General features: G+C 63.6%; 25 protein-coding genes. 9 read left to right on the top strand and 16 right to left on the bottom strand.

The genetic code is table 11. The features are described from left to right. The first annotated feature begins 22 nt into the window (after positions 1-22). The 5 genes from B5V02_RS38985 (at position 23) to B5V02_RS39005 (ending at position 4,331) form a co-directional block, all read left to right on the top strand. A complete protein-coding gene (locus B5V02_RS38985; protein ID WP_111549213.1) occupies positions 23-406 on the top strand; it encodes a DUF1330 domain-containing protein in 384 nt (127 codons plus the stop codon). Positions 407-495: 89 nt separating this feature from the next. Continuing rightward, a complete protein-coding gene (locus B5V02_RS38990) occupies positions 496-1,566 on the top strand; it encodes an alpha/beta hydrolase family protein (RefSeq protein ID WP_111549214.1) in 1,071 nt (356 codons plus the stop codon). A gap of 64 nt (positions 1,567-1,630) precedes the next feature. Further along, the gene (locus B5V02_RS38995) at positions 1,631-1,978 is read left to right on the top strand and encodes an ArsR/SmtB family transcription factor (protein WP_111549215.1); all 348 of its coding nucleotides are present in this window, start codon (positions 1,631-1,633) and stop codon (positions 1,976-1,978) included. Between the two features lie 20 nt (positions 1,979-1,998). Then, on the top strand, positions 1,999-3,879 hold the full coding sequence (locus B5V02_RS39000) for an ABCB family ABC transporter ATP-binding protein/permease (RefSeq protein ID WP_111549216.1): 1,881 nt from the start codon (positions 1,999-2,001) through the stop codon (positions 3,877-3,879). A gap of 104 nt (positions 3,880-3,983) precedes the next feature. Then, positions 3,984-4,331, top strand: coding sequence for an antibiotic biosynthesis monooxygenase (locus B5V02_RS39005; RefSeq protein WP_111549217.1), 348 nt, complete (start codon positions 3,984-3,986; stop codon positions 4,329-4,331). A gap of 9 nt (positions 4,332-4,340) precedes the next feature. Here B5V02_RS39005 and B5V02_RS39010 read toward each other — a convergent pair whose 3' ends face one another. Then, positions 4,341-5,204, bottom strand: coding sequence for an SMP-30/gluconolactonase/LRE family protein (locus B5V02_RS39010; protein ID WP_111549218.1), 864 nt, complete (start codon positions 5,202-5,204; stop codon positions 4,341-4,343). A 229-nt stretch (positions 5,205-5,433) separates the two neighbouring features. Between B5V02_RS39010 and B5V02_RS39015 the strand changes: the two genes are divergently transcribed. Beyond that, the gene (locus B5V02_RS39015; protein ID WP_111549219.1) at positions 5,434-6,132 is read left to right on the top strand and encodes a phosphatidylserine decarboxylase; all 699 of its coding nucleotides are present in this window, start codon (positions 5,434-5,436) and stop codon (positions 6,130-6,132) included. Between the two features lie 3 nt (positions 6,133-6,135). Further along, positions 6,136-6,954 (top strand): CDP-alcohol phosphatidyltransferase family protein, encoded by an 819-nt coding sequence (locus B5V02_RS39020; RefSeq protein WP_111549220.1) that lies wholly within the window; start codon positions 6,136-6,138, stop codon positions 6,952-6,954. Between the two features lie 34 nt (positions 6,955-6,988). On the opposite strand, the gene B5V02_RS39025 is transcribed toward B5V02_RS39020, so the two are convergent. Together B5V02_RS39025 and B5V02_RS39030 are read right to left on the bottom strand one after the other, a co-directional pair. Next, complete coding sequence (locus tag B5V02_RS39025; protein WP_111549221.1) at positions 6,989-9,211, bottom strand: AMP-binding protein; 2,223 nt, start codon at positions 9,209-9,211, stop codon at positions 6,989-6,991. A 125-nt stretch (positions 9,212-9,336) separates the two neighbouring features. Further along, entirely contained in the window at positions 9,337-9,744 is a 408-nt protein-coding gene (locus B5V02_RS39030) for a tautomerase family protein (RefSeq protein ID WP_111549222.1), read from the bottom strand. Positions 9,745-9,857: 113 nt separating this feature from the next. Here B5V02_RS39030 and B5V02_RS39035 point away from each other — a divergent pair, with 113 nt between their 5' ends. After that, the gene (locus B5V02_RS39035; RefSeq protein WP_111549223.1) at positions 9,858-10,721 is read left to right on the top strand and encodes a LysR substrate-binding domain-containing protein; all 864 of its coding nucleotides are present in this window, start codon (positions 9,858-9,860) and stop codon (positions 10,719-10,721) included. Positions 10,722-10,885: 164 nt separating this feature from the next. On the opposite strand, the gene B5V02_RS39040 is transcribed toward B5V02_RS39035, so the two are convergent. The 3 genes from B5V02_RS39040 to B5V02_RS39050 all read right to left on the bottom strand — a co-directional run bounded on the left by B5V02_RS39040 (position 10,886) and on the right by B5V02_RS39050 (position 14,429). Then, complete coding sequence (locus B5V02_RS39040; RefSeq protein WP_111549224.1) at positions 10,886-11,794, bottom strand: DMT family transporter; 909 nt, start codon at positions 11,792-11,794, stop codon at positions 10,886-10,888. 60 nt (positions 11,795-11,854) lie between these two features. After that, positions 11,855-12,742 (bottom strand): DMT family transporter, encoded by an 888-nt coding sequence (locus B5V02_RS39045; RefSeq protein WP_111549225.1) that lies wholly within the window; start codon positions 12,740-12,742, stop codon positions 11,855-11,857. An 88-nt stretch (positions 12,743-12,830) separates the two neighbouring features. Then, positions 12,831-14,429, bottom strand: coding sequence for a S10 family peptidase (locus B5V02_RS39050; protein WP_245446395.1), 1,599 nt, complete (start codon positions 14,427-14,429; stop codon positions 12,831-12,833). A gap of 190 nt (positions 14,430-14,619) precedes the next feature. On the opposite strand from B5V02_RS39050, the gene B5V02_RS39055 reads away from it, so the two are divergent. Continuing rightward, positions 14,620-15,126 (top strand): OsmC family protein, encoded by a 507-nt coding sequence (locus B5V02_RS39055; RefSeq protein ID WP_111549226.1) that lies wholly within the window; start codon positions 14,620-14,622, stop codon positions 15,124-15,126. Between the two features lie 50 nt (positions 15,127-15,176). On the opposite strand, the gene B5V02_RS39060 is transcribed toward B5V02_RS39055, so the two are convergent. The 10 genes from B5V02_RS39060 to B5V02_RS39105 form a co-directional block, all read right to left on the bottom strand. After that, the gene (locus tag B5V02_RS39060) at positions 15,177-15,395 is read right to left on the bottom strand and encodes a hypothetical protein (RefSeq protein WP_111549227.1); all 219 of its coding nucleotides are present in this window, start codon (positions 15,393-15,395) and stop codon (positions 15,177-15,179) included. A 170-nt stretch (positions 15,396-15,565) separates the two neighbouring features. Continuing rightward, positions 15,566-16,195, bottom strand: coding sequence for a hypothetical protein (locus tag B5V02_RS39065; RefSeq protein ID WP_111549228.1), 630 nt, complete (start codon positions 16,193-16,195; stop codon positions 15,566-15,568). Positions 16,196-16,274: 79 nt separating this feature from the next. After that, positions 16,275-17,015 (bottom strand): SDR family NAD(P)-dependent oxidoreductase, encoded by a 741-nt coding sequence (locus B5V02_RS39070; RefSeq protein WP_111549229.1) that lies wholly within the window; start codon positions 17,013-17,015, stop codon positions 16,275-16,277. 48 nt (positions 17,016-17,063) lie between these two features. Then, the gene (purF, locus tag B5V02_RS39075) at positions 17,064-18,533 is read right to left on the bottom strand and encodes an amidophosphoribosyltransferase (RefSeq protein ID WP_111549230.1); all 1,470 of its coding nucleotides are present in this window, start codon (positions 18,531-18,533) and stop codon (positions 17,064-17,066) included. 105 nt (positions 18,534-18,638) lie between these two features. After that, positions 18,639-19,307, bottom strand: coding sequence for a CvpA family protein (locus B5V02_RS39080; RefSeq protein ID WP_111549231.1), 669 nt, complete (start codon positions 19,305-19,307; stop codon positions 18,639-18,641). Between the two features lie 85 nt (positions 19,308-19,392). Then, a complete protein-coding gene (radA, locus tag B5V02_RS39085) occupies positions 19,393-20,796 on the bottom strand; it encodes a DNA repair protein RadA (RefSeq protein WP_111549232.1) in 1,404 nt (467 codons plus the stop codon). 45 nt (positions 20,797-20,841) lie between these two features. Next, positions 20,842-22,332 (bottom strand): replicative DNA helicase, encoded by a 1,491-nt coding sequence (locus B5V02_RS39090; RefSeq protein ID WP_023761614.1) that lies wholly within the window; start codon positions 22,330-22,332, stop codon positions 20,842-20,844. A 221-nt stretch (positions 22,333-22,553) separates the two neighbouring features. Next, the gene (locus tag B5V02_RS39095; RefSeq protein WP_111549233.1) at positions 22,554-23,522 is read right to left on the bottom strand and encodes a small ribosomal subunit Rsm22 family protein; all 969 of its coding nucleotides are present in this window, start codon (positions 23,520-23,522) and stop codon (positions 22,554-22,556) included. 2 nt (positions 23,523-23,524) lie between these two features. Further along, positions 23,525-23,848: a YnfA family protein gene (locus B5V02_RS39100; RefSeq protein ID WP_111549391.1), complete on the bottom strand. Its 324-nt coding sequence runs from the start codon at positions 23,846-23,848 to the stop codon at positions 23,525-23,527. 176 nt (positions 23,849-24,024) lie between these two features. Next, positions 24,025-25,332, bottom strand: coding sequence for a cyclopropane fatty acid synthase (locus tag B5V02_RS39105; RefSeq protein ID WP_111549234.1), 1,308 nt, complete (start codon positions 25,330-25,332; stop codon positions 24,025-24,027). Between the last annotated feature and the right edge of the window lie 192 nt (positions 25,333-25,524).

Raw genomic sequence — 25,524 nt, forward strand, 5'->3', positions numbered from 1 at the left:
CCAAAGCCAAAGGAATTATACAATGAAGAAACTCGCCATCGGCGCGGCTGCAGCCACGGCCGTCACCATCGCTCTCGCAGCAACAGGCTATGCGCAGAACACGCAGGCGCCCGGCTACATGATCGCCAACTACACGATCAAGGATGACGCGGGTTACCAGAAATATATGGAAGAGGCGGGCCCGCTAGCTCCGAAATACGGCGGCAAGATCATCGTCTTCAACCTCAACGCGACCGCTGTGGAAGGCCAGCCGAAAAAGGTCATCGCCATAGCCGAGTTTCCAAGCCTGGCCGACGCCCAGCGCTTCTACAATTCTCCCGAATATACGGCGGCGAGGAAGTTCCGCGTCGCCTCGACCGAAGGCACGGTTGTTATCACGGAAGGGTTTGTCCCTCCGCAGCCATAAGGGGCGAATAGGGCGGGGCAGCACCGAGTGTGTCCTCGCCTCAAATCCCAACGGACATCGACATCTCAACAACCATCAAGGAGGCCCACATGGGCAACCAGCGCGACAATTCTGTTCAGCAGGAAGGCGCTCTCTCGAATGACCGCCGGCAGCTTCTGAAAGCGGGGGTGGCGCTTGCCGCTCTCCCTATCATCGCCGCCTCATCCGCAGTTGCGACGGCTGCGGACAATCAAATGCAAACGGGTGCAACCATGACCGATGCCAAATCCGAAGAGTTCATCAATGGCCTTGCCGATTTGATGGCACACTCAACCCGCACTCCGATCCTGAGGTGGCCGAATGAATACGGCATGGAATACGAGGAGATCTTCTTTCCGGCGATGGATGGCGTGACGATCGAGGGTTGGTTCATCCCTGCCCAATCGGACAGATTGCTCATCTTCAATCACCCAATGCCCTGCAATCGCTACGGCTACCCGGGGCATCTGGAGCCGTGGAAAAATTTCGGCGGCTTCGAAGTGAATTTCCTGCCGGAATACAAGCTCCTGCATGATGCAGGCTACAACATCATCACCTACGACATGCGCAACCATGGTCGCAGCGGGATGGGCAGCGGCGGCATCAATGGCCACGGCGTGCTGGAATATCGTGACGTCATCGGATCGCTGCGTTACGCGAAATCCCGGCCCGATACCAAGGACATGAAGACGGCCCTTTACAGCCGCTGCCTGGGAGCCAATGCCACCATCGTGGGCATGAAGAAGCACCCGGAGGAATTCGCCCACATCAAGGCGATGATCGCCTTGCAGCCCGTGACGCCGGCGGTATTCGTCGAAACAGCGGTCGAAAACCAGAAAATCGCCAATGGCCTTGATCTGTTCGACGTGGCCTTTCACAAGCAGACCGGCTTTCACCTCGCCGACGTCTGGCCGATGGACTATGCCAGGGCAGTGACTGTTCCGACACTCGTCGCGCAGGTCCGCGATGATTTCCTGACCAAGCCCTCCAATGTGCAGGAAATTTACGACACCATCTCCTCCGAGGACAAGAAACTCTTCTGGATCGAAGGGACAGACCAGCGTTTCGAAGGATATAACTACTTCGGAAAAAACCCCCAGCTGGTGCTCGATTGGTTCAGCTCTCACATTCCAACGACCTAGCAGCCAAATCTGCCCATAAGGGCAGCTTGCCGCAGAACCGGTCATCGTTTATCGCCGATGGACGATGACCGAATCCCCCTTCGAAACAGACGGATGCCGCCCCGCGCCGCGCAACTGCGCCCCGGACAGCCGCGTTGTCGCCGCAAGGCTTGCCGCCCTTTCACATCCGGCACGGATCGAAATCATAAAACACCTGTCGGCCAGCAACTCCTGTTGCTGCCGCGAAGTCGTCGATCGTTTCGATCTGGCGCAATCCACCGTGTCACAACACCTGAAGATACTGGTCGAAGCCGGGTTGGTCCGCTTCGAGCCTGATCGCCAGCGCTCGCGCTATGCGGTCGACCACGCCGCGCTTGCCGATGTTTCCGCATCGGTCGCCGCGCTCGTCAATTCCTGCTGCTCCGGCCGCTGAAAATAAGAAGAAGGCACAAAATGGCCGAAAAAACCGTCTCCGACTCCTCGACCTTCAAGACGCTGCTCAATCTGTGGCCTTACATGTGGCCGGCGGACCGTGCCGATCTCCGGGCACGGGTCACCTGGGCGACGCTTCTGCTGGTCGTCGCCAAGCTGACGCTGGTCGCCGGCCCTTATTTCTTCAAATGGGCGACCGACGCACTGGCCGGCGACGCCAAGTCCGTGCCGCCGCTGCCGACCTTCCTTTTGGCGCCCGTCATGCTGGTCGTCGCCTACAATGTCGTGCGCCTGGTGCAGCTTGGCTTCAACCAGCTGCGCGACGCGCTGTTTGCCCGCGTCGGCCAGTACGCGGTGCGCCAGCTCGCCTTCCGCACCTTCGTCCACATGCACGAACTGTCGCTGCGCTTCCATCTCGAGCGGCGCACCGGCGGCCTGTCGCGCATCATCGAGCGCGGCACCAAGGGCATCGAGACGATCGTACGCTTCATCATGCTCAACACGGCGCCGACCATCCTCGAATTCGCGCTGACCACCGGCATCTTCGCCTACACCTATGGCTGGAAATACGTGGTCGTCGTCGCGGTCACCGTATGGGTCTATGTCTGGTTCACGGTGCGGGCCAGCGACTGGCGCATCTCGATCCGCCGCGACATGAACGACAGCGACACCGACGCCAACACCAAGGCGATCGACTCGCTGCTCAATTACGAGACGGTTAAATATTTCAACAACGAAGGCATGGAGGCCGAGCGCTTTGACCGCTCGATGGCGCGCTACGAGATTGCCGCGACCCGCATCTGGACTTCGCTCGGCTGGCTGAATTTCGGCCAGGGCATCATCTTCGGCCTCGGCACCGTCATCGTCATGTGCATGTCGGCGCTGGAAGTACAGGCCGGCACGCAGACGGTCGGCGACTTCGTCTTCATCAACGCCATGCTGATGCAGTTGTCGGTGCCGCTCAATTTCATCGGCTTCATCTACCGCGAAATCCGCCAGGGGCTGACCGATATCGAGCAGATGTTCGACCTTTTGGATGTGCCGCAGGAGATCGTCGACAGACCGGATGCCAAGCCACTCGCCGTCAGCGCCGGGAAGGTCGAGTTCCGCGACGTGCATTTCTCCTATGACCCGAACCGCAAAATCCTGAAGGGCATCAGCTTCGAGGTGCCGGCCGGCAAGACGGTCGCCATTGTCGGGCCATCAGGCGCTGGCAAGTCGACGATATCGCGGCTTCTGTTCCGCTTCTACGACGTCCAGGGCGGCCAGGTGCTGATCGACGGCCAGGATATCAGGGACGTGACGCAGGAGAGCCTGCGCGGAGCAATCGGCATGGTGCCGCAGGACACGGTGCTGTTCAACGACACCATCGCCTACAACATCCGCTATGGCCGCATCGGCGCCGGCGAAGACGACATGCGCAAGGCGGCCGAACTTGCCCAGATCGGCCCGTTCATCGAGCGGCTGCCCGATGGTTACAAGTCGATGGTTGGCGAACGCGGGCTGAAGCTCTCCGGCGGCGAGAAACAGCGCGTGGCGATCGCCCGCACCATTTTGAAAGCGCCGCCGATCCTGATGCTCGACGAAGCAACTTCGGCGCTCGACAGCCACACCGAGCAGGAGATCCAGGCCGCGCTCGATCTGGTCAGCCGTGGCCGCACCACCATCGTCATCGCCCACCGGCTGTCGACGGTGATTTCGGCCGACGAGATCATCGTGCTGCAGGATGGCCAGATCGCCGAGCGCGGCACCCATGCCGAGCTGATGCGCAAGCACGGCCTCTACGCCTCGATGTGGGACCGCCAGCGCGAAGCGACCGAAGCCGAGGAGCGGCTGCGCATCGCCCGCGAGGGCGACGAGCTTGGCGTCATCGTTCGCCGCCGCACGTCGGAGGTGAATTGAGGTTTGGGAGGCACTGACTTTTCCGCTTGACCTCAACTCAAGTTGAGATTGTAGGCCGTTCTTGGAGCCCGGAAACACCAAGATCCAAGAACGGAACAATCGAAATGAGCAAGACAAATCAGAGCGCTGATGGTGGCAGCGTGTTCAGGGTGGACAAGTTTGTCGTCCCGGCCGCCGCCCGCGAAGAGATACTCGCCAAGGTCAAGGCAACGCATGAGGTGCTGCGCCGGCAGGATGGCTTCGTGCAGGATTTCCTGCTCGAGCAATTCTCGGGACCGGGCGAATTCAACCTTGTCACGATCGTCGAATGGGAGAGCCAGTCGGCCGTTGACCGGGTCGTGCCGATCGTCACGGCCGAGCATGCGCGTGCCGGTTTCAATCCACAGGAGACGATCGCCCGGCTCGGTGTTCGGGCTGATATCGCTAACTATCAGCGGATCCCCGGGGTGTAGGTAAGGCTTCTACGGCCAGCCGACGCCAGGTGCCGGCGCTTCAACGCTGAGCACCTGACCGGTGCGGGCTTCGCTGACCATATGCTCGAAGCCGCGCCATTCGGCGGCGACTATGAACAGCGTTTTCCTGTCCGCACCGCCCAGCATGCAGGCAAAGCAGCCGCGATCGATAGTGACGGTCTGCAGCACCTCACCGCCTTCGCGCACCCGCACACAGTGCTTGTTGGGGACATCCGCATACCAGACCGCGCCTTCGGCATCGAGGCAGATACCGTCGGGAAAACCGTCGAGATCGGCCCAGACGCGGCGGTTGGACAGGGTGCCGTCCGCGGCGATGTCGAAGGCGGTCAGCCGGTTGGCGTGCGATTCGGCAATGATCAGCGTCCTGTTGTCCGGGGTTATGGCCATGCCGTTGGCAAAGGCGATATTTTCCGCCACTTGCCGGACCGCGCCGTCCGGCGTGATCAGCACGACGGTACCAGGGCCGAAATGCTGGCCGGGAGCCGGCACCGGGCCGCCGCCATTGACATAGACGTTGCCGCGCCCGTCGACGACGATCTCGTTCCACGGGCTTTTCGACAGATTGCGCAAATCGGCGTGGGTAACGAGCGCGCCGTCGGCTTCCTGCCTGAGCAGCAAGCCCCCGCGACCAGAGATGACGAGCAAGCGGCCATCCGGCAGCCAGTCGATGGAGTAGGGCAGGACGGCGGGCACTGTGAGCACGATCTCGCTGTTGCCGCCGGCGTCGACGGCGACGATCTCGCCGGTGCCCCAGTTGCAGAGCCACAGGCGCCCGTCATGCCAGCGTGGCGATTCCCCGAAGGCGAGGCCTTCCGTGACGAGACGTGTTTGAGGGGCTGATGGTTTCTGCATGTGTGGGTAATCCTTGTTGCGCGCGTCATCACGGCCGAGCGGTCCATGAAAGACGCCGTCTCACCAAGGACGGGCGGAAGGACGGGTTGCCGACAGGCACCGCGCAACAATTTCAGTTCGCACGGCTCCCGCCAATTGCGGCCAATGCGGCCTTGCCGATTGTTGCGTTGCGGTGAATTGGGCTTTCGGCTATTGAGGCCGGACTTGAAACGGAGCCTGCCCCAGCCCGATGAGCCTTGTCGATACGGTCAAGAACGCGTTCGTACCGATCCATCGCGAAGGCTATCCCTTTATCGCGGCCTTCGGCGCGGCAACGCTTTTCCTGGGCTATTTCTCGTCGATCCTGTTCTGGATCGGCCTTATCCTGACCGCCTGGTGCGTCTATTTCTTCCGCGATCCCGAGCGCGTCACGCCCGTCGACGACCGCCTGGTGGTGAGCCCCGCCGACGGCATCATCTCGGCGGTTGGACCGGCGGTGCCGCCGCGCGAACTCGGCCTCGGCAATGTCGAGATGACCCGCATCTCGGTGTTCATGAACGTCTTTTCCTGCCATGTGAACCGCGCCCCGGTGCGTGGCCGTATCGCCAAGATCGAACATCGGCCCGGAAAATTCCTCAATGCCGAACTCGACAAGGCAAGCACCGAGAACGAGCGCAACGGCCTGGTCATCGAGAGCCCCAACGGCACGGTCGCTGCCGTGCAGATCGCCGGCCTGGTGGCGCGACGCATCGTCTGCTGGGCCGAGACCGGCGGCTCCATCGCCATCGGCGAGCGCTTTGGCCTGATCCGTTTCGGCTCGCGCGTCGACGTATTCCTGCCCTTGACCGCCACGCCGCGCGTTGCCGTTGGTCAGACCGCGGTCGGTGGCGAAACCGTGCTGGCCGAATTCGGCGGTGTCGCCGGCACCCCTCTAGTGCGGATTTCCTGACCGGTGGGCACGCAATACAAAAAGTTCGAGGCCCATGCCAGCGGCGGCCCGCGCATCCGCGAAATCCCGATGCGCATGGTGCTGCCCAACCTCGTCACCGTGCTTGCCATCTGTGCCGGCCTGTCCGGCATCCGCTTTGGCTTCGAAGGCCGTTTTGAGCCGGCAGTGGTGATGGTGCTGCTCGCGGCGTTCCTCGACGGCATTGACGGCCGCCTGGCGCGGATGCTGAAGGCGACCTCCAAATTCGGCGCGCAGATGGATTCGCTGGCCGACATCGTCAACTTCGGTGTTGCGCCCGCCCTGGTGCTCTATGCCTTCCTGCTCGACCGCGCGGGTTCGCCGGGCTGGATCGCAGCACTTCTGTTCGCCATCGCCTGCGGGCTCAGGCTTGCTCGCTTCAACGTGCTCGATGACGAGAAGGCCGAACGCCCCGTGTGGCAGTCCGAATATTTCGTCGGCGTGCCGGCGCCGGCGGGCGCCGTGCTGGTGATGCTGCCGCTCTATCTCTATTTCCTGCGCACAGGTCTGGAGCCCAGTCGCCCGGCTGCCTTCGTCGCCACCGGCTTCACCGTGCTGGTCGCCTTCCTGCTGGTCAGCCGGCTGCCGGTCTATTCCGGCAAGAGCCTGAGGATACCGGGCGACAAGGTGCTGCCGATCATCCTGGGTGTCGTGCTCTACGTGCTCTTGCTGATGACCTATCCCTGGTACACGCTGACCGCCTCGGTCGCCGGTTATCTACTCTTCCTGCCGTTCAGCGTGCGCGCCTATTCAAAGCGCGCCAGGCAGGAAGGCGAGAAGGTGCCACCTTCGGACATCGGTTAGCGGTTCTCGAATTCTCGATCAGGTCTTTGTAGTTTCAGGCCGCAACGCCGAGGCCCAGCCTGTCGATCGCCAGCTTTCTCGTTGACACATAGTCGGTCTTGCCGGAACCCAGCAGCGGGATTTCCTCGACCTTGACGATGTCGTTCGGCACCATCAGTTCGGCGGCACCCGCCTGTTTGCCGAACTTGCGCAACTCGTCGGGATTGGCATCGTCGGCGGTGGTGACCAGCACGATGCGCTCGCCACGCCTCTTGTCCGGCACCGCCACCGCCGCATGGCGTTCTTCCGGCCACAGCGACTGCACCAGCATCTCGACAGCACCCAGCGACACCATTTCGCCGGCGATCTTGGCGAAGCGCTTGGCGCGGCCGCGAATGGTGATGAAGCCCTCGCGGTCGACGGCAACGATGTCGCCAGTATCATGCCAGCCGGTCAGCGGCTGCAATTCGCCCGGGCGATCCGCAGTCATGTAGCCGATCATCAGGTTCGGTCCGTCGAGCCACAACTGGCCGGCGTCGGAGATGCCTTCGACCGGCTCCAGTTTCATGCGCATCGCCGGCAGCAGCCGGCCGACGGTGCCATCGCGGCCATGGATGGCGGTGTTGACGGCAACCACCGGTGCGGCTTCGGTCAGCCCAAAACCTTCGATGATCTCGGCCTGGAAGCGTTCGCGATAGACGCGGCGGGTTTCCGGCTTCACCGCCTCGGCGCCGGCGACGACGAAACGCAGGCTGGAAAAATCGCCGTCCTTGGCGGTGCGCGCATAGTTGGCGAGGAACGTGTCGGTGCCGAACATGATGGTCGGCTTCGCCTTGCGCGCGACCTCCGGGATGATCTTGTAATGCAGCGGCGAGGGGTAGAGAAACAGTTTCACCCCGGTGACCAGCGGCAGGATGGTGCCGCCCGTCAGGCCGAAGGAGTGGAACACCGGCAGCACGTTGAGCAGGATATCGGCGGGCGAGATGGTGATGCGCGCCTCGGCCTGCATGGCGTTGGCAAGCAGGTTCCTGTGCGACAGCACCACCGCCTTGGGCGTGCCTTCCGACCCCGAGGTGAACAGGATCACCGCAGGCTTGGCCGCATCCTGCCGCTGCAGCGGCCAGCGCCACAGCAAGGCGGAGGCAAGCTTGTCCAGCGCGGCGACGCTTTCCCGCACATCCTCCAGCCAAAGCAGCTTGGCGCCGCCGTTTTCGACCGCCGCGACGATGTCGCCGAGGTCGGCCTTCTCGACGAAGGCACGGGAGGAGACAACCGTGCGGATCACCGCCGTGCGCACCGCGGCGGTCACGCTGGCCGGGCCGGCGGTGTAGTTGATCATTGCCGCCACCCGGCCGGCAGACAGCAGGCCGACAAACGACAGCACCACGCCATTGGCGTTGGGCAGAAGCAGGCCGACCGCTTCGCCCGGCGCCGTCACCGCCTCGAACCGGCGGCCCAGGACGCGGGCGCCGATGAACATCTTGCGGTAGCTCAGCGCGCCGGAGATGACATCCTCGATGATCGGGTGCGAGGCGCCGACACGGGTTGCGGCATCGCGCATGGCCAGGAACAGGCCACGATCGAGGTCGGTGCCGAAAAGCCGGGCCTCGGCGACACGGTCGAACAGCGCGTTGGTGTTCGAGGCCTGGTCGGGGTTGCGCGCCACCAGTTCGGCGATGGTCATCGGCTCCAGCACGCTGATCGACAGCTGTGGAAACCAGTGCCGCGGTGCCTTGTCCGCCGGCGTCAGCGACACCGGCAGGCTGCGCGCGCCGGCGACAAAGATCGGCACGATCTTGGCATCGGCCTGCATGGCGATGCGGGTGACGGCGCGAAACAGGCGAAACGTCTTGACGTCAGGCTCGACCGCATCCGGCAGATAGACGGCGAGCCGCCCCTTGCCCTTCAGCACGCGCACCAGCCGGCGGCTGACGAAGACATGCTCGGCGTTGAAGGCGATGGTGCGGCCAAGCTCGCGCCACGGTTCGAGCCATGGCGACCGCGCCGAGACCTCGTCGAGGATATGCAGCGTGTCGTCCGGCAGCAGCGACAGCATCAGCGCCGGCTCGAAACGCGATTGGTGCGAAATGACGTAGATGACGGGCACCTGCGCCTTGCGGGCGATCCTGATGCGGTTGTCGCTGATCCGGTAGGCGAGCTTGAACGGCACATAGAGCAGTGCCTGGGTGAAACGCAGGCCGAGGCGGAATTTCTCCACCACGCCGATCAGCAGCCAGGCCAGAACAAGACCCGCAAGCAGCGCCAGTGTCAGGATCATGCCGCGTCTCTCCCAACGATTTTAGGATCGCGGCTCTTTTTGCGGCCGCTTCGGCCAGAATCTAGACGATGTGGGAGCAACGTCAATGCGGAGCTTTTTCCTTCTGCCCTTGTGGGAAGAAGGAGCTACGCCGCCTTCAACCGCCCGCTGATGAAACGGAACTCCTGCGTCTTGCCGCCATAGCCATAGGCGGCGGCCGGCACTTCGTGCACGAAGGCATAGCTTTCCTCGTGCACCCCGCCCAGCAGGCGGCCAAAGGCGTCGAAGATCGTCTTCAGATAGGCTTCCAGTTCGAGCTTGGTGTTGGTGCCGTCGACCACCTTGATATCGAGCCAGAACGTGTTGCTGCCATGCTCGGCCAATGACTTGCCGCCGGCGAACCAGTGCTGCGGGTCGATATAGGATACGGCAACCGCGGTGATGGTCGGATCCTTGCGCAGCTGCGCGGCGGTGATCTCGGTGATTTCTCTGGCGATCCTGGCGGACAGGGCGGCATCAGGTTTGCCGGTGACGCTGATGTTGATGATGGGCATTTTTCTTCTCCTTGGTTTGAGCGGCGTCTGATCGCCGTTGGAGAGACCATGCCACTAACGTTGAATCAAAAAAATCGAATTGTTTTTAACTGAAGATTCGATATTATCGAACTATGGAAACGCTCGATCCTGATCTGCTCCGGACCTTTCTCGCTTTCGTCGACAGCGGCACGCTGGCGCAGGCGGCTTCAAGCGTCGGCCGTTCACCCTCGGCGGTCACCGCTCAGATGCAGCGGCTTGAGGAAATCGTCGGCGAACCGCTTCTGGCGCCGCAGGGCCGGGGCCGTGGCCTGACGCCGGCCGGCGAGGACCTCGTCGGCCATGCAAGGCGCATCCTTGCCGCGCACCGCGAGGCATGGCTGGCGTTGAAGGGTGCACGGGCTGCCGGGCGCGTTGCCATCGGTACGACGCAGGATTTTGCCGACAGCGGTTTGCCCGAGCTGCTGCGCGCCTTCGCCGTCAGTCATCCGCGCGTCAGGATCGAATTGCGTGTCGGTCGCTCCGCCGAACTGGCGCAAGCGATGCAGTCCGGCGGGCTCGATCTGGCAATCGTCATGCGCCAGGTGGCAACGCCGGACGAAGTCGGCGTGCTGTGCGAGCCGATGATATGGCTGTGTTCGCAAAAGGGGCTGGCCTCGCGCCAGGAAGAATTGCCGCTGGCGCTGCTCGATCCGTATTGCGGCTTTCGCGAAGCCGCACTTGGCGCACTCGATGGGGCCGGCCGCCGTTACCGCATCGCCGCAGGCAGCGCCAGCCTGGCCGGCCTGCGCACGGCCGTGAATGCGGGTGTTGCGCTGACGCTTCGAACGGCGCGCTTTGCCCACTCCGGCATTGTCGAAGCGCCGCGCGAACTTGGCCTGCCACAGGTTCCGACGGCTGAATTCGCCATTCGGCTGCGCTCCGGTGCCGATGGTCCGGCATCCGATCTGGCTGCACTGCTCAGCGGTAACTTGGCTCTGCCCGGGCTCCTTGGTTGAAGCGACGAGATCGGGTCTCGTGGCGGATTAGGCGCCAAAGAAAAAGCCGACCTTGCGGTCGGCTTCGAAGTAGGACGGGCCGAGGGGTTTGGGGGGACTTGGGGGTGGCCCGTCACATCAATAATGCCTGACCCGGATGATGGTTCCGTGACTGTGTAACTTTTTTACGAAATATTTGACGCCATGCGTTGCGAGCGGGCCATCAGCCAATCCCGCCCGGCATGGGCAAACACCGCGCACAACACGATGGCGCCGCCGATCATGCTGGCGGCTGGTGCGATCTCGCCCAGGAACAGGAAGGCAAACAGGATCGCGAACGGCACTTCGGCCGAGCCGAGCAGCCCGGATTCGGCGGCTGGAATGAGCCGCGCGCCTTCTGTCCACAGGACTGAGGACAGCGCGAAGGAGACACCAAAGGTGACGAGCAGAACGGCATCCCTTGGTGAAACCGCCAGCGGATCGGTAACGAACCAGCCGAGCACGAACAGCAGGAAGGCCGACACCGCGCCGGCCCAGACCACGGGCGTGTCGCGGAAGGCGCGCACCATGATCATGTAGAGCGCGCTGCCGATGGTCATCAGCAGCGCCAGCCCGTCACCGAACAGATTGCCGGTGCCGAAGCCGGACCAGACCATGATCGCCACGCCGCACAGCGACACGGCGGCAGCGACCATCGTCTGCAGGCGGAACGGCTCGCGCGTCAGGACCCAGGCCAGCAGCGCGGTGACGAAAGGCGCGGTGGCATAGATGATCGCGACATTGGCGACGAAGGTGAACTTGAAGGCCGAGATGAAGGCGATGCTGGCCAGCGCCCCTTCCACCGCCAGCAGCCAGCCGCGCCAGCCAAGGCGCAGCGTTTCGCGGCCGCCGGAGCGGTGGCGGCGCCACAGCACATAGAGGCTGATCAGGATCGAGCCGACAAAGCCGCGCCAGCAGGTGATGGTCAGCGGGTCAGCATGGATCGACTTGGTCAGCACCCCGGTCAGGCCGAACACCGCCGCCGACGACGACACCAGCAGGATACCCAGCGTGCGTTCGGCGGTGCTGTCCGTCGTGGCTGCAATGTCACTCATACCGCCAGCCTACGCCGTTGCATCCTGACATCGTAGCGTCAGCAGTGATGGCGATCCACATCATAGCCGTTTGCGGAAATGCTCGGTGCCGACAATCAGCAGCCCGGCGGCGACGATAAGGGCAGCACCCAGAAACACCTCGCGGCGCGGCACGTCGCCCCAGATCGCAAAGCCGAGCGCGAACGCCCACAGCAGCGAGGTGTATTCAAGGGGTGCGAGGATCGAAGCCGGCGTTCGCTTCATGCCTTCGAACAGAAGATATTGCGCAAACCCGCCGAGCGCGCCGACGCTGGCGAGGAGCAGCAACTGGCGCCGGTCCGGTGTGTGCCACCAGAGCAGCGCCGGCCCCGCCGAAAAGAGCAGGAAATAGAAGTTGTTGAGGAGAAGCTGGATCATCGAGCGTTCGGCAAGCGCGGTCTTGCGCAAGAGCACGATGGCGATACCCCACAGACCGGCGGCCGCCAGCACCAGCAGCACCGGCACGGACAGGCCGAGATGGGTCGGGTCGCAAGCGACGAAGACGCCCGCAAAGCCGATCAGCACCGCAAGCCAGCGCAGCATCGGCACCTTTTCGCCGAGCATCGCCACCGAAAGCACGGTGACGATGATCGGTGCCGCGTAATAGACGGTGGTCAGTTCGGCGAGCTGCAGGCTGCGCGCGGCATTGTAGTAGCAAAGCCAGGCGGCGAGCGTGAAGGCGCTGCGCACCAGCATCGGCCGCACGATCGGCGATCGCACCGTGTCGGCAAACAGCCGTCGCCCGCCGATCGCCGCGCAGGCGCCGAGAATGGTGATGCTGCGAAAGAACATGATCTGCCAGACCGTCATGCCGGTGACCAGCAGCTTGATCGAGGCATCCTGCGTCGAAAACAGGAAATAGGCCGCCCCCGTCAGCAGGATCCCGGCAAGGACCCTTTCGCGTGTTTCAAGAATGGCGACATCGGCCATAAGGCGCGGAACCTAGGGTGCGGGAGGCGACAGAAATGCTGCGAGGAGCGATGTAAAGAGCCTGGGAAGTCAGCTCTCTGGCACCAAGCTATACGGGCGAAAGCCGGCGCAGCGCTACGCCAGCCTCATGCTTGCGTTGGGGCAGGGGTTCCTTGGCGAGCTGCGTTGCGAACCTTACTGCGTCGGCTGGTAGAGTTCCGAAGCGGCCTCTTTCAGCGCGGCGACGACCGTCGGGTCTGAAATACATCATGTGCCCGCCCTCGACGACATCGAGACGGATGGGCTTGGCGTTGGCGAGTGACGGGATCTGGCTCACCAAGTAGCGCGAAGCCAGGTAAGGCGTGACAAGGTCGGTGTAGCCATTGACGATGACCACGCCGAGCGCAGGGTTCAGCGAGCGCGCTCGCTGCAGATCATCCATCACGCCGGCATAGCCTTGCCGCGAGATGCCGTAATCCCAATTGTGGCTGATATCGCCGTTGAGCAACCGGTAGCTGACATCGGTGTGGAAATTCAGTTCGTCACGGGCGTAGCCGACGAAAGCCGAGGTCAGTGCCGGGACGCTGCGGTCGAGCACCGGATCCGGACCGGCAATGCCGGCGCTCTCCGGCGCGATATCGGCAGTCGCGATCGTGCCGTCATAAGGACTGAGCACATTGCCGCTGGCGCGGGCGAACTCCCTTGCGAACAGTCCGGTCGGGATGCGGGCGAAGTTCCGCTGGACGAGGTCGAGCGGCAGGCCGGTGATCTCCGCCACGCGCTGGCTCGCCAGCCGCCCGCCTTGCTCCAGCCCGCTGGCGAGAGCCGCAAGGTAATCGCCCAACGCGTAGTGCTCGACCTCGGCGAGCTTCTCCCGCAGCGCCTCGTCACCAATGCCTTCGGCGTGCAGGCGCACCGCCGCCAGCGAGGGAAGTTCGAGCGCCCAATGCAGCGGCTCGAATTCGTCGGGCTGGACAAGCATGAATTCGAGCGCTGGCGAGATCAGCAAGATGCCGCTTGGACTGATGCCGATATCCTCTTGCAGTGTCCTGGCGAGCAGCGCCGCCCGGAACCCGCCATAGCTTTCCCCGGCGAGGAACAACGGAGATCCGGTGCGGCTGTTCTGAGCAAGATAGAGCCGGATGAAAGCCCCCATTGAACTGGCATCCTGGTTGACACCCCAGAAGTCGTGCGTGTCCTGGCCCGGTGCCTCGCGGCTGTAGCCGGCTCCGACCGGATCGACGAAGACGAGGTCGGTCATGTCGAGCCAACTGTCCGGATTGTCGATGAGTTTTTGCGGCGAAGGCAGGAATTCCCCCTCGGTTCCGGTGGCTATCACGCGCGGTCCGAGCGCGCCGATATGCAGATAGGCGGACGCGGCTCCCGGGCCACCGTTGAACACGAAGGTGATCGGGCGCCGCGAGTCTTTCACCGCGCCCGCCGGCGATCGCAGCGTGTAGGCGACATAGAAGATCTCCGCCGTGACCTCGCCCTTGCCGGAAAGCAGCGACAGCGTGCCGGCCGTAGCCTGATATTGCAGGCTGCGCCCGGCGATGGTGATCGAATGGTCCGTGGTCTGCGCGGGCGGCAGCAACGACAGCACGCCATCCGTCGGCGCAGGGCGCTCGGCTGTTTCGGCCAAGACGGGTTGCACGAGAGCGGTGAGTATCAGCAGGATGGCGGGAATGAGTTTCAGCCTGGTACGCATGACGCCTCCGGGAACGACTGTCGCATAGGTATGGCCGAGGCGATCGAAGTCAAAGGAAATGGCTTGTGGCAATGGTCTGTGTCTCCTGGCGCCGCGTTCCTTTGCGCTGTCCTCCAGCGCATCCAAGGGTCTGCACATACCTCGCAACACAATGCTAAGAAGGCACCGAAGACTGTCGAAAGGAACGAAAATGGATGCCACCGAACTGAAGGCCATGCAGGCGCCGCTGAAGCAGGCCTATCGCGACGACGCTTCGCAGGCGCTGATCACGCTTCGCGCCAAAGGGTCGATCGACGACCAGTCGGTTGCCTGCAAGGTGGAGACGGGCAGGGCGATTACAATCGCCGGGCTGCATCCCGCGACCGGTGGCTCAGGGCTCGAGCTCTGCTCGGGCGACATGCTGCTGGAGGCGCTGGTGGCCTGCGCCGGGGTGACGCTGAAGGCGGTGGCGACGGCGTTGGAGTTCAAGCTCGGCGCCGCCACGGTAGAAGCCGAAGGCGACCTTGATTTTCGCGGCACGCTCGGTGTCGCCAAGGATGCGCCGGTCGGCTTTCGCGCCATCCGGCTCAATTTCAGTCTCGACACCGACGAGCCGCAGGAGCGGATAGACTCGCTGCTGAAGCTGACCGAGCGCTATTGCGTGGTGTTCCAGACCATCAACAGCAAGCCGGAGCTTACGGTGAGCACACGGCGCTGAAACGCCACGAAATCCGCGGCCGCCGGCCACGGATCTCGTGCGCCTGATGCTTACTGCGCCGCCGGCTCTTCGGCGTCGCCCTCGTCGGTGAAGGGCGAGGCGCTCGGCACGCATTGCACCGACCAGCCGGTCGGTGTCGGCTGCTTCTGATATTCGGTGATGGCGGCGGTGCACTGTTCGCGCTTGTCGAAGGTGCTGGGCAGCACGACCATGCCGCCCTGCGGGCCGGCGATTACCAGATACCAGACCAACGCTACGGTCGAAGCCATGGGGAATTTCCTTGTTCTGCCCAGCCAGGGCGTCTGTTGCGGGAGTCGTTACTTCTACCAACTCCATGGAAATGACGAAAGCATGACCGCCGCGCAGCCTTCCACCGTCACATCACAGCCGCGTGATGATACGGTGGATTCTAGTCCCAATTCCTGAGGTCCAAGCGGGCTCAGTTGGTGGCAAAACAATAGACCAGGCCGTCACCGCCGGTGCCTTTCAGCGCCTCCTGGCTGCAGCCGCCCGGCGACGCGTGCGAGGAGTTCCAGGATTTGGCAGCCGCCGAATCGTCGAGGCCGGTGCGGTCGTGATGGCCCATCATGGCTGCGCCTTCGGCGCCGCTCAGCGTCCAGTCACCGCAGGTCTGGTCGGCGATCCTCGTGCCGTCGGGCTTGGAGCCGGTCAGCACGTCGTGCCGGTTTGGCGTGTCGCCGCGGCCGTTGACCACTTCGCCCTTCTCGTTCAGAGCCGTCTGCTTGGTGATGCCATTGGTGTCGCTGTGCAATGAGGCGACGTCGTCGGCGATCTTCACACCCTTGGCGTTCACCCACGGCCCCTTGCCGATGCGGTCGCGCGCGTCGGTGTCGCTGGTCGACAGATAGGCGGCCCAGCTCTTGCCGTTGACGCCGGCGGCTTCCGCCAGCGAGGCGCAATGCGCGTCCGCACCCTTGAGGCCGCCGAGGTCGGCACCCTTGCAGGAGCCAACGCTGGTGACGAAGAAGCTCATCGTTGCGTCTTGCGAATCGGCAGCGCCCGCGGCTGCGATCAGGGCGGCGGCGGTGGCGAGAAGCACTCTGCGCATGGTGTCCTCCGTTCAGGGTTCGAATGTCTGACATTCGAAGAACGTCGGCAGTGCCGAAAATCTTCCGGCAAAAAAGCAGCTATTCCGGCTGACGATAGGCGACAAAGCGGTTGTGCTTGGCCTGGAAGATCAGTCCGGTCTCTTTCAGGTCCGGGCTGGCCAGCGGCACGATAAGTTTGGCGACCTCCGAGGGGTGCGGCAGTGTTGCGGGATCCTCGCCAGGCACCGCCTGGGCGCGCATCGCGGTGCGGGTGGCGCCTGGGTCGGCGGCGTTGACCCTGAGCGGCAGGCTTTGCGTCTCATGCGCCCAGGAGCGCATCATCGTCTCGACCGCAGCCTTTGATGCCGCGTAGGGGGCCCAGAAGGCGCGCGCCGAGTGGGCCGAATTCGCGGACAGCAAAATGGCGCGGCCGGCGTCGGAGAGCCGCAGCAGCGGGTCGACCGAGCGGATCAGCCGCCATGTCGAGATGACGTTGATGGTCATCACCTTCTCGAACGTTTTCGCCTCGACATGGCCTATCGGCGAGATGACGCCGAGCACGGCGGCATTGGCGACGAGAATGTCGAGCTTGCCCCAGCGTTCATGGATGGCGCCGCCCAGCCGGTCGATGCCGGCCATATCGGCGAGGTCGAGCGGCACCAGCGTCGCCTGGCCGCCGGCCGCCTTGATCTGATCGTCGAGCTCTTCCAGCCCGCCGACGGTGCGCGCAACCGCGATGACATGCGCGCCGGCGGCAGCCAGGTCCTTGGCGATGAAATAGCCGATGCCGCGCGAGGCGCCGGTGACGACCGCAACGCGGCCGGTAAGGTCGAGGGTCATGCGATGGATTCCGGGAATTTGACTAACGCAGATGACGGTCCGGCAATCCTAAGACCCGCTCGTCGCCAGCAGCGACAGCGTGCGCACATTGTCGTGGCCTTCGAAGTCGAGCAGGCGGGTCGGGTACTGGCCGGTGAAGCAGGCATCGCAGAATTGCGGCTGGTCGTTGTCGCGGCTGGCCTCGCCGACGGCGCGATAAAGGCCATCGATGGTGAGAAAGCCGAGTGAATCGACCCGGATGAACTCGGCCATTTCTTCCACCGACATGCGCGATGCCAGAAGCTTCGATTTTTCCGGCGTGTCGACACCATAGAAGCAGGAGGCGCGCGTCGGCGGCGAGGCGATGCGCATGTGCACTTCCTTGGCGCCGGCGTCGCGCACCATCTGCACGATCTTCTGGCTGGTGGTGCCGCGCACGATGCTGTCGTCGACCAGCACCACGCGCTTGCCCTCGATCATGCGGCGGTTGGCGTTGTGCTTCAGCTTGACGCCCATGTGGCGGATCGAATCGCCCGGCTGGATGAAGGTCCGGCCGACATAGTGGTTGCGGATGATGCCGAGCTCGAAGGGAATGCCGGCGGCTTGCGAAAAGCCGATCGCCGCCGGGGTGCCGGAATCCGGCACCGGCACGACGATGTCGGCCTCGACCGGGCTTTCCTGCGCCAGTTCGGCGCCGATGCGCTTGCGCACCTCATAGACGTTGCGGCCTTCGACCGAGGAATCCGGCCGGGCGAAGTAGACGTATTCGAAAATGCAGAAGCGGGTCTTCTGGGGCTCGAACGGGAACAGGCTTTCAATGCCCTTGGACGTGACGACGACCATCTCGCCGGGCTTGAGATCGCGCACGAAACGCGCGCCGATGATGTCGAGCGCGCAGGTTTCGGACGCCAGGATCCAGGCTCCGTCGAGATCGCCGAGCACCAGCGGCCGGATGCCGAGCGGATCGCGGCAGCCGATCATCTTCTTGGATGTCATCGCCACCAGCGAGAAGGCGCCCTCGACCTGGCGCACCGCGTCGATGAAACGCGAGTTCAAATCGCGCTCCTTGCTGGTGGCGACAAGGTGCAACAGCGTCTCGGTGTCGGAGGTGGACGAGAAGATCGCGCCCTGCTTCTGCAGCGCGCGCTGCACGGTCATGGCGTTGGTCAGGTTGCCGTTGTGGGCGACGGCAAAGCCGCCATCGGCCAGTTCGGCGAAGAAGGGCTGGATGTTGCGCATGCCGGCGCCGCCCGTGGTGGCGTAGCGCGTATGGCCGATGGCGCGGTTGCCTTGCAGGCTGTCGATGACGCGCTGCTTGGTGAAGGTGTCGCCGATCAGGCCGACATGGCGTTCGACATGGAACTGGGTGCCGTCATAGGAAACGATACCGGCGGCTTCCTGGCCGCGATGCTGCAGCGCATGCAGGCCAAGTGTGACGATGGCTGCCGCATCCTGCCGGCCGAAGATGCCGAACACGCCGCATTCGTCGTGGAAATGGTCGTCGGCCTCGGCGGAAAGCACGTCGTCTGCGTCTGCCATCTTAAGCTCCGCTAAAATCGCCATATAATGCGGGTTCGCGTCGAAAGCAACGCACACCGTGCAGCCGTTCACACCATCGTCAGTTCACGGCGCCCGTTCCGGGCGTCAGTTTGCCGGTGCAGCTGGTGCTGGATTGGCCGGGGCGTTGTCCGCGGGCGGTGTTGCGGCGTCATCGTCCGGAGCGGGCGTATTGGCATCGTCGCCACCTGCCGGAGCATCCGCCGCCGGTGCGTCCGGAGCCGCGGGCGTCTCGGCAGCCGGCTGATTCGGATTGAGCTTCTTGAGGATGGCGTTTTCCGGATCCTCGGGCAGCAGGCTTTCGAGCTTGGCGCCGATCTGTTCCAGCAACGGCCGCGACTTGGCATCCGTGACCCAGGCCGGTGCCTTGGCGCCAGCCAGCCAGTTGAAGAACAGCAGCGCGACGGCAACGACCAGAATGCCGCGTGCCGCGCCGTAGAGGAAGCCCAGCGTGCGGTCGAGTGCGCCGATCCTGGAATCGATGATCCAGTCGGCGAGCTTCATGGTGATGACCGAGACGACGATCAGCGCAATGACGAAGACGATGCCGGCGGCAGCCGCCATGGCGATCTTTTCGTTGTCGATGTAAGGCTTGAGGTAAGGCAGGACCGGCTTGTAGAAGAAGAACGCCGCCGCTGCCGCCGCTGCCCAGGAGACGACGGACAGGATTTCGCGCGAAAAGCCGCGAACCATGGCGAGCATCGCCGAGACCAGGGTGAAGCCGACGAGAATTCCGTCAAGCAGCGTAATCGGCATGTCTTTCGCCCCACTCCATGAGCCGCATTATAGCGCGGAGCATCGGGTTTTCCCAAAACCGGTTCCCACTTTCGGGTCCGATGCTCTAATCTTGCTCGTCCACGCGGCTTCGGCGTGAGCCGGCTATGCGTGCCACGAGGTCGGCAAGCTCGGTCGGCTGGAAAGCACCGGCCCCGATCCCCCCGGCAAGTTCCTCGCTGCCCAAGGGCAGAACCGCGCTTCCAAAACCCAGCTTTTCGGCTTCCTTGAGGCGCTGTTGCGCATGCGCAACCGGCCTCACGGCGCCCGAAAGGCTGATTTCGCCGAAATAGACGCAATCGGCGGGAAGGGCAAGACCGGTGAGCGAGGAAACCAGTGCCGCCGCCACCGCCAGATCGGCCGCGGGCTCCGAAATGCGATAGCCGCCGGCGACGTTGAGATAGACATCATGGCTGCCGAAGCGCACCCCGCAATGGGCTTCGAGAACCGCCAGGATCATCGACAGCCGGGCGCCGTCCCAGCCGACGACGGCGCGGCGCGGCGTGCCGAGCGAGGACGGCGCGACCAGTGCCTGGATCTCGACCAGCACCGGCCTCGTGCCCTCCATGCCGGCGAAAACCGCGGCACCGGGCGATTTCGCATGGCGCTCGCCAAGGAAAAGCTCGGACGGGTTGGCAACCTCGCGCAGGCCCTTGTCCGACATTTCGAAGACGCCGATCTCGTCGGTCGGTCCAAAGCGGTTCTTCACCGTGCGCAGGATGCGGAAGTGATGGCCGCCTTCGCCCTCGAAGTAGAGCACGGCGTCGACCATATGCTCGACGACGCGTGGCCCGGCGATCTGGCCTTCCTTGGTGACATGGCCGACCAGGACGATCGCCGCACCCGTGGATTTCGCATAGCGGATCATCGCCTGGGCGGCGGCGCGCACCTGGGTGACGGTGCCTGGCGCCGAATCGGCGAGGTCGGTCCACAGCGTCTGGATCGAGTCGAGGATCACCAGGTCCGGCCGCTTGCCGTCGGCGATGGTGGCCAGGATGTCCTCGACATTGGTCTCGGCTGCAAGTTCCACTGGGGCGGCGGCAACACCGAGCCGCTGCGCCCGTAGCCTGATCTGCGCGACGGCCTCTTCGCCCGAGACATAGACGACGCGGTGGCCTTTTGACGCCAGTGCAGCTGCGGCCTGGGTGAGCAGCGTCGATTTGCCGATGCCGGGATCGCCGCCGACCAGCAGCGCCGAGCCGCGCACGAAGCCGCCACCGGTGGCGCGATCGAGCTCGCCGATGCCCGAGATGATGCGCGGCGCGTCCTCGATGTCGCCCGACAGCGTGGTCAGCACCACCGCGCGGCCCTTGCGGGCATTGCGCGTGTTGGCCGGTCCCGAGCCGATGCCGCCGGACGTGCCTTCCTCGACGAGTGTGTTCCACTCGCCGCAGGCGTCGCATTTGCCGGCCCAGCGCTGGTGCACCGATCCGCAATTCTGGCAGATGAACTGAACGCGCGATTTGGCCATCAGTCGGATGCTGCCTGGCGAAGGAAAGAGACCTTTCTCAAGAGGTCACTCGAACCTTTCCGGCAGGTGATGCTCTTCGGCAAGGTCGGAGAAGCGGGTGAATTCGCCCTGGAAGGCAAGGCTGACAGTGCCAGTCGGTCCATGGCGCTGCTTGGCAATGATCACTTCGGCCTTGCCCTGGACCTCGATCATCTTTGTTTCCCAGGCGAGGTGCTCGGGCGTGCCTTTCTCCGGCTCCTTGTTTTTGATGTAATATTCCTCGCGGTACACAAAGAGCACCACGTCGGCGTCCTGCTCGATCGAGCCCGATTCGCGCAAGTCGGACAACTGAGGATGCTTGTCGTCGCGGCTTTCGACCTGACGCGAGAGCTGTGAGAGCGCGATGATCGGCACGCCAAGCTCCTTGCCGAGCGCCTTCAATCCTGTGGTGATCTCGGTGATTTCCTGGACGCGGTTCTGCGACGCCTTTGCGGACGAACCCTGCATGAGCTGGATATAGTCGATGACCATCAGATCCAGCCCGCGCTGGCGCTTGAGGCGGCGGGCGCGAGCCGCGAGCTGGGCAATCGAAATACCACCCGTCTGGTCGATGTAGAGCGGGCGCTTGTGGTTCTCCTGCGTGTACGCGACAAGCTTGCCGAAATCGGCTTCCGTCAGGTCGCCGCGCCTGATTTTCGACGATGGGATCTCGGTCTGCTCGGAGATGATGCGGGTGGCCAATTGCTCCGACGACATTTCGAGCGAGAAGAAGCCGACGACGCCGCCATTGGCTGCCTTGACGGAGCCGTCGGCCTGCTGGGCGGGCTCATAGGCGGCAGCGATATTGTAGGCGATGTTGGTGGCCAGCGATGTCTTGCCCATGCCCGGGCGGCCGGCGATGATGATCAAATCCGATGGCTGCAAGCCGCCCATGCGGTGGTCGAGATCGCGCAGGCCGGTGGCAATACCGGAGAGGTGGCCATCGCGCATATAGGCCGCACTGGCCATGTCGACGGCGTTCTTCAACGCATCGGAAAAACTTTCGAAACCGCCGTCGTAGCGGCCGTTTTCGGCCAGCTCGAACAGCCGCCGCTCGGCATCCTCGATCTGTTCGGTGGGCGCCATGTCGACCGGCGCGTCATAGGCGATGTTGACCATGTCCTCGCCGACGGTGATCAGCGCGCGGCGCGTCGCAAGGTCATAGATGGCGCGGCCATAGTCGGTGGCGTTGACGACGGTGACGGCTTCCACCGCCAGCCGCACGACATATTGCGCCATCGTCATGTCGCCGACCTTCTCGTCGGCCGGCAGGAAGGTTTTTAGCGTGATCGGCGTCGCCACCTTGCCCATGCGGATGAACTCTGACGCCACCTCATAGATCTTGCGGTGCAGCGGCTCGTAGAAATGGCTGGCCTTCAGGAAGTCCGAGACGCGGTAGAAGGCGTCGTTGTTGACGAGGATGGCGCCGAGCAGCGCCTGCTCGGCCTCGATGTTGTTCGGTGCTTCGCGATAGAGCGGTGTTTCCGCGACGCCGAATTTTCGCGCTGCTTCTGCCATGATATCCCCGATTCCGATCCCGGCTTTTTCGATACCAGAATGGGAAAAGTCAGTGCTGACTTATCTGCAACAGTGTCGATGCCAACCAACATCAATGCTCGCTTGTTCACAGGAACAACAAATCGTCCACAGGACAGAATTCCCGTGCCCCGATTTCAGTTGACTCGGCAAGGTAACAATTTACACGAAAAACAAGAACGAAGCAAGAACAATTGTGCCGGTCAAATCTCCAGAACGTCGCCCCAGTCCGACCGCCGCGCGACCTTGAACGTCTCGCCGTCGCGCTTGGTGAACAGCCTCTCGCCGGCACTGCCGTTGCTCTCGCAAAGTTTCAGCAACACCTTGCCGGATCCGGATTTTGGCGGCGCAATGACCCGTGCCCGAAGGGAAGGAGCCGGCTGTCGCGAGGCGGCGACATAGATGAACTTCTCGTCCTCCCATGGCACGTCGGCATCCTTGGCCAGCCGGTGCAGGCGCGAGCGGGCGACGCGGCGGGAAAAATGGCACCAGTCGGGCGGGGCGAGCGGGCAGGGCGCCTGATGCGGGCAAGGCGCAAGCACATGCGCGCCCGCCTCGATCAGTTGCCGGCGCACGGCGAGGATGCGCTGCCATCCGGCCGGCGTGCCCGGCTCGATGACCAGCAGCGTATCGCCAGTGAGTTGCCACAACCGACCGATGAGCTTTGGCAGAGACGCAGGGACAATTTCATCGAGCACATAGGCGCAAGTGACCAGATCGGCCGGCTCGAGGTCGGCAAGGTCGATGGTGGCGTCGCCGGCCAGCCATCTGGTTCGGGCGGCAATTGCGCCGGCGGCAAGCGTCTCGCCGACCTTGCGCACCGCGGCGCTGGCTTCGAACAGCACCGCCTGTTCGAGATCGGGCCACAGGTCGGTGGTGGCCCAAAGCACCGTACCAGGGCCGGCGCCGACGTCGAGCAGGCTCTTGGGTTGAAAGCCGGGCCTGGCGTCGCTCAGCGCGTCGAGGCTGGCGCGGACGGCGGCGTAGGTCGCCGGCAGCCGCGTCGCCAGATAGGCTCGCACGGCCACGTCCTGCGCCATATGCAGCCGGCCGTCGCGTAACTCGGCGCGGTAGCGGTCGGACAGCGTTTTTGCCGCCTGCTTCAGTGTCGCCAATGGAACGTTTTCGAGCAAGCGCTCGACGCCCTGGCGAAGTGGGGCCGGCAACTCCATGTTTAGGCTCCGCGTGGCGCGATGAGGATCACGGAGGCGCCGACAATGCAGAGCGCTGCACCGGCAAGATCCCCGCGGTCGGGGCGCACGCCCTCCACCAACCACAGCCAGCCAAGCGACGCCGCGATGTAGATGCCGCCATAGGCGGCGTAGGCGCGGCCGGCGGCATTGGCATCGACCAGCGCCAGCAGGAAGCCGAACAGAGCGAGCGAGGCGAGACCGGGAAGCAACCACAGCGGCGACTTCTCCAGCCGCCACCAGGCCCAGAACGAAAAGCAGCCGGCGATCTCGGCCAGAGCGGCAGCGACGTAGAGGACGTAGGTCATGAAAAAAGGTCCGGTGGCGGTCACGGGACCTTTTTCAGGGCAGGGGCGGGCAATGGCAAGTGGCAATAGTATTTCTAATACATGTCGCCCAAAAGTGGCCCCGGTTTTGGGAGAACGACATGCATAAAACAAAGACCTAAAGCGCGTCGCATGGGTCCGTTCAAACGCGACGCGCTTTAGTCCGCAACCTTGCGGCGGCGAGCTGGCTTAGCAGCCGGGCTCTTTTTGATGGGATTGATGGGAGCCGTTTCACGGTGTCCCATATCGCGCATCTCAAGCGCCTTCTCGCATTTGGCCATGTAGTCGCGCGTCATCGGCAAGGTGTCGTTCTTCTTGGCGAGCTGGATCTGGAAGATCACGAGATCCTGCCAGCGGAAAGCGGCTTCCGAAGCGGCCAGGTAGAACTCCCACATGCGGCAGAAGCGCTCGTCGTAGATCGCCTTGGCCTTGTCGCGGTTGGCGGCGAAGCGCTCGCCCCAGTGCTTCAGCGTGTCGGCATAGTGGAGGCGCAGGATTTCGATGTCGGTGACGACCAGACCCGACTTCTCGATCGCCGGCATGACTTCGGAGAGCGCGGGGATATAGCCGCCCGGGAAGATGTATTTGCGGATGAAGGCGCTGGTCGCCCACGGCACGCCGGAGCGGCCGATCGTGTGCAACAGCATGACGCCATCCGGCTTGAGCAGTGTCGCGCTCTTGTCGAAGAAGGTGCGGAAGTGGTTGACGCCGACATGTTCGAACATGCCGACCGAAACGATGCGGTCGAAACGCTCGTTGAGCTCGCGGTAGTCCTTGAGCTCGAAATGCACGCGGCTTTCCAACCCTTGCGCGTGCGCGCGGTCGGTGGCGACGCCATGCTGTTCGGTTGACAGCGTCACGCCTTGCACGTCGACGTCGAACGCCTTGGCGAGATAGAGGCCGAGCCCACCCCAGCCGGAACCAATGTCGAGCACCGTCTGGCCCGCCTTCAGCCTGAGCTTGGCGGCGATGTGGCGTTTCTTGGCGGCCTGCGCTTCGTCGAGCGTCATGTCCGGCTGCTCGAAATAGGCGCAGGAATACTGCATGTCGTCATCGAGGAAGAGCCGGTAGAGGTCCCCCGACAGGTCGTAGTGGCGCTGCACGTTGCGGCGCGAGCGCGAAGCGGTGTTGATCTGCTGCAGGCGGCGGAAGGCATGGCGCAGGCCTTCGATGGCTTTCGACCAGGTGGCGTCGATGCCGCCGCTGCCCATGTTCTGGAAGGCGATGCGCATCACACCCAGCACGCCACCTTCGAGAATGTCGAGTTCGCCGTCCATGTAGGATTCCGGCACCGCCAGCATCGGATCGAAGGTGATGGCGCGCTCGGCATGCGCGGTCTTGATGTGCATGTGCACCGGCTCGCCGCTGCCGTCTCCGAACACCACTGTCGAGCCCTTGGGCCCGGTTACCTTGAGATTGCCGGTGCGCACCAGGCGGTCGAGAACGCGCTTCAACAGAATATTCATGACCAAATATCCCCTCTCGGCCAGACAGGCTGTCTTGGCGCGTGACCCCGAAACCAATGGGATCATGAGCCAAACCAAAGCTCTACAGCGTCCAAAGGACGCGCGACGCTATAGTCTGCAACAATATATAGGGGTTCGAAAAGTTCCATTTGGCACAAAAATGCCCGGGCGAGAGACCCGGGCATTGGTCCA

This window comes from Mesorhizobium kowhaii, assembly GCF_003253745.1.
In the GTDB taxonomy this organism is placed as follows: Bacteria; Pseudomonadota; Alphaproteobacteria; order Rhizobiales; family Rhizobiaceae; genus Mesorhizobium; species Mesorhizobium kowhaii.

Excerpts from the sequence above, each read along its gene's own strand:
- B5V02_RS38985 (WP_111549213.1), top strand. The coding sequence starts at position 23 with ATGAAGAAACTCGCCATCGGCGCGGCTGCAGCCACGGCCGTCACCATC.
- B5V02_RS38990 (WP_111549214.1), top strand. The coding sequence starts at position 496 with ATGGGCAACCAGCGCGACAATTCTGTTCAGCAGGAAGGCGCTCTCTCG.
- B5V02_RS38995 (WP_111549215.1), top strand. The coding sequence starts at position 1,631 with ATGACCGAATCCCCCTTCGAAACAGACGGATGCCGCCCCGCGCCGCGC.
- B5V02_RS39000 (WP_111549216.1), top strand. The coding sequence starts at position 1,999 with ATGGCCGAAAAAACCGTCTCCGACTCCTCGACCTTCAAGACGCTGCTC.
- B5V02_RS39005 (WP_111549217.1), top strand. The coding sequence starts at position 3,984 with ATGAGCAAGACAAATCAGAGCGCTGATGGTGGCAGCGTGTTCAGGGTG.
- B5V02_RS39010 (WP_111549218.1), bottom strand. The coding sequence starts at position 5,204 with ATGCAGAAACCATCAGCCCCTCAAACACGTCTCGTCACGGAAGGCCTC.
- B5V02_RS39015 (WP_111549219.1), top strand. The coding sequence starts at position 5,434 with ATGAGCCTTGTCGATACGGTCAAGAACGCGTTCGTACCGATCCATCGC.
- B5V02_RS39025 (WP_111549221.1), bottom strand. The coding sequence starts at position 9,211 with ATGATCCTGACACTGGCGCTGCTTGCGGGTCTTGTTCTGGCCTGGCTG.
- B5V02_RS39030 (WP_111549222.1), bottom strand. The coding sequence starts at position 9,744 with ATGCCCATCATCAACATCAGCGTCACCGGCAAACCTGATGCCGCCCTG.
- B5V02_RS39035 (WP_111549223.1), top strand. The coding sequence starts at position 9,858 with ATGGAAACGCTCGATCCTGATCTGCTCCGGACCTTTCTCGCTTTCGTC.
- B5V02_RS39040 (WP_111549224.1), bottom strand. The coding sequence starts at position 11,794 with ATGAGTGACATTGCAGCCACGACGGACAGCACCGCCGAACGCACGCTG.
- B5V02_RS39045 (WP_111549225.1), bottom strand. The coding sequence starts at position 12,742 with ATGGCCGATGTCGCCATTCTTGAAACACGCGAAAGGGTCCTTGCCGGG.
- B5V02_RS39050 (WP_245446395.1), bottom strand. The coding sequence starts at position 14,429 with ATGCGTACCAGGCTGAAACTCATTCCCGCCATCCTGCTGATACTCACC.
- B5V02_RS39055 (WP_111549226.1), top strand. The coding sequence starts at position 14,620 with ATGGATGCCACCGAACTGAAGGCCATGCAGGCGCCGCTGAAGCAGGCC.
- B5V02_RS39060 (WP_111549227.1), bottom strand. The coding sequence starts at position 15,395 with ATGGCTTCGACCGTAGCGTTGGTCTGGTATCTGGTAATCGCCGGCCCG.
- B5V02_RS39065 (WP_111549228.1), bottom strand. The coding sequence starts at position 16,195 with ATGCGCAGAGTGCTTCTCGCCACCGCCGCCGCCCTGATCGCAGCCGCG.
- B5V02_RS39070 (WP_111549229.1), bottom strand. The coding sequence starts at position 17,015 with ATGACCCTCGACCTTACCGGCCGCGTTGCGGTCGTCACCGGCGCCTCG.
- purF (WP_111549230.1), bottom strand. The coding sequence starts at position 18,533 with ATGGCAGACGCAGACGACGTGCTTTCCGCCGAGGCCGACGACCATTTC.
- B5V02_RS39080 (WP_111549231.1), bottom strand. The coding sequence starts at position 19,307 with ATGCCGATTACGCTGCTTGACGGAATTCTCGTCGGCTTCACCCTGGTC.
- radA (WP_111549232.1), bottom strand. The coding sequence starts at position 20,796 with ATGGCCAAATCGCGCGTTCAGTTCATCTGCCAGAATTGCGGATCGGTG.
- B5V02_RS39090 (WP_023761614.1), bottom strand. The coding sequence starts at position 22,332 with ATGGCAGAAGCAGCGCGAAAATTCGGCGTCGCGGAAACACCGCTCTAT.
- B5V02_RS39095 (WP_111549233.1), bottom strand. The coding sequence starts at position 23,522 with ATGGAGTTGCCGGCCCCACTTCGCCAGGGCGTCGAGCGCTTGCTCGAA.
- B5V02_RS39100 (WP_111549391.1), bottom strand. The coding sequence starts at position 23,848 with ATGACCTACGTCCTCTACGTCGCTGCCGCTCTGGCCGAGATCGCCGGC.
- B5V02_RS39105 (WP_111549234.1), bottom strand. The coding sequence starts at position 25,332 with ATGAATATTCTGTTGAAGCGCGTTCTCGACCGCCTGGTGCGCACCGGC.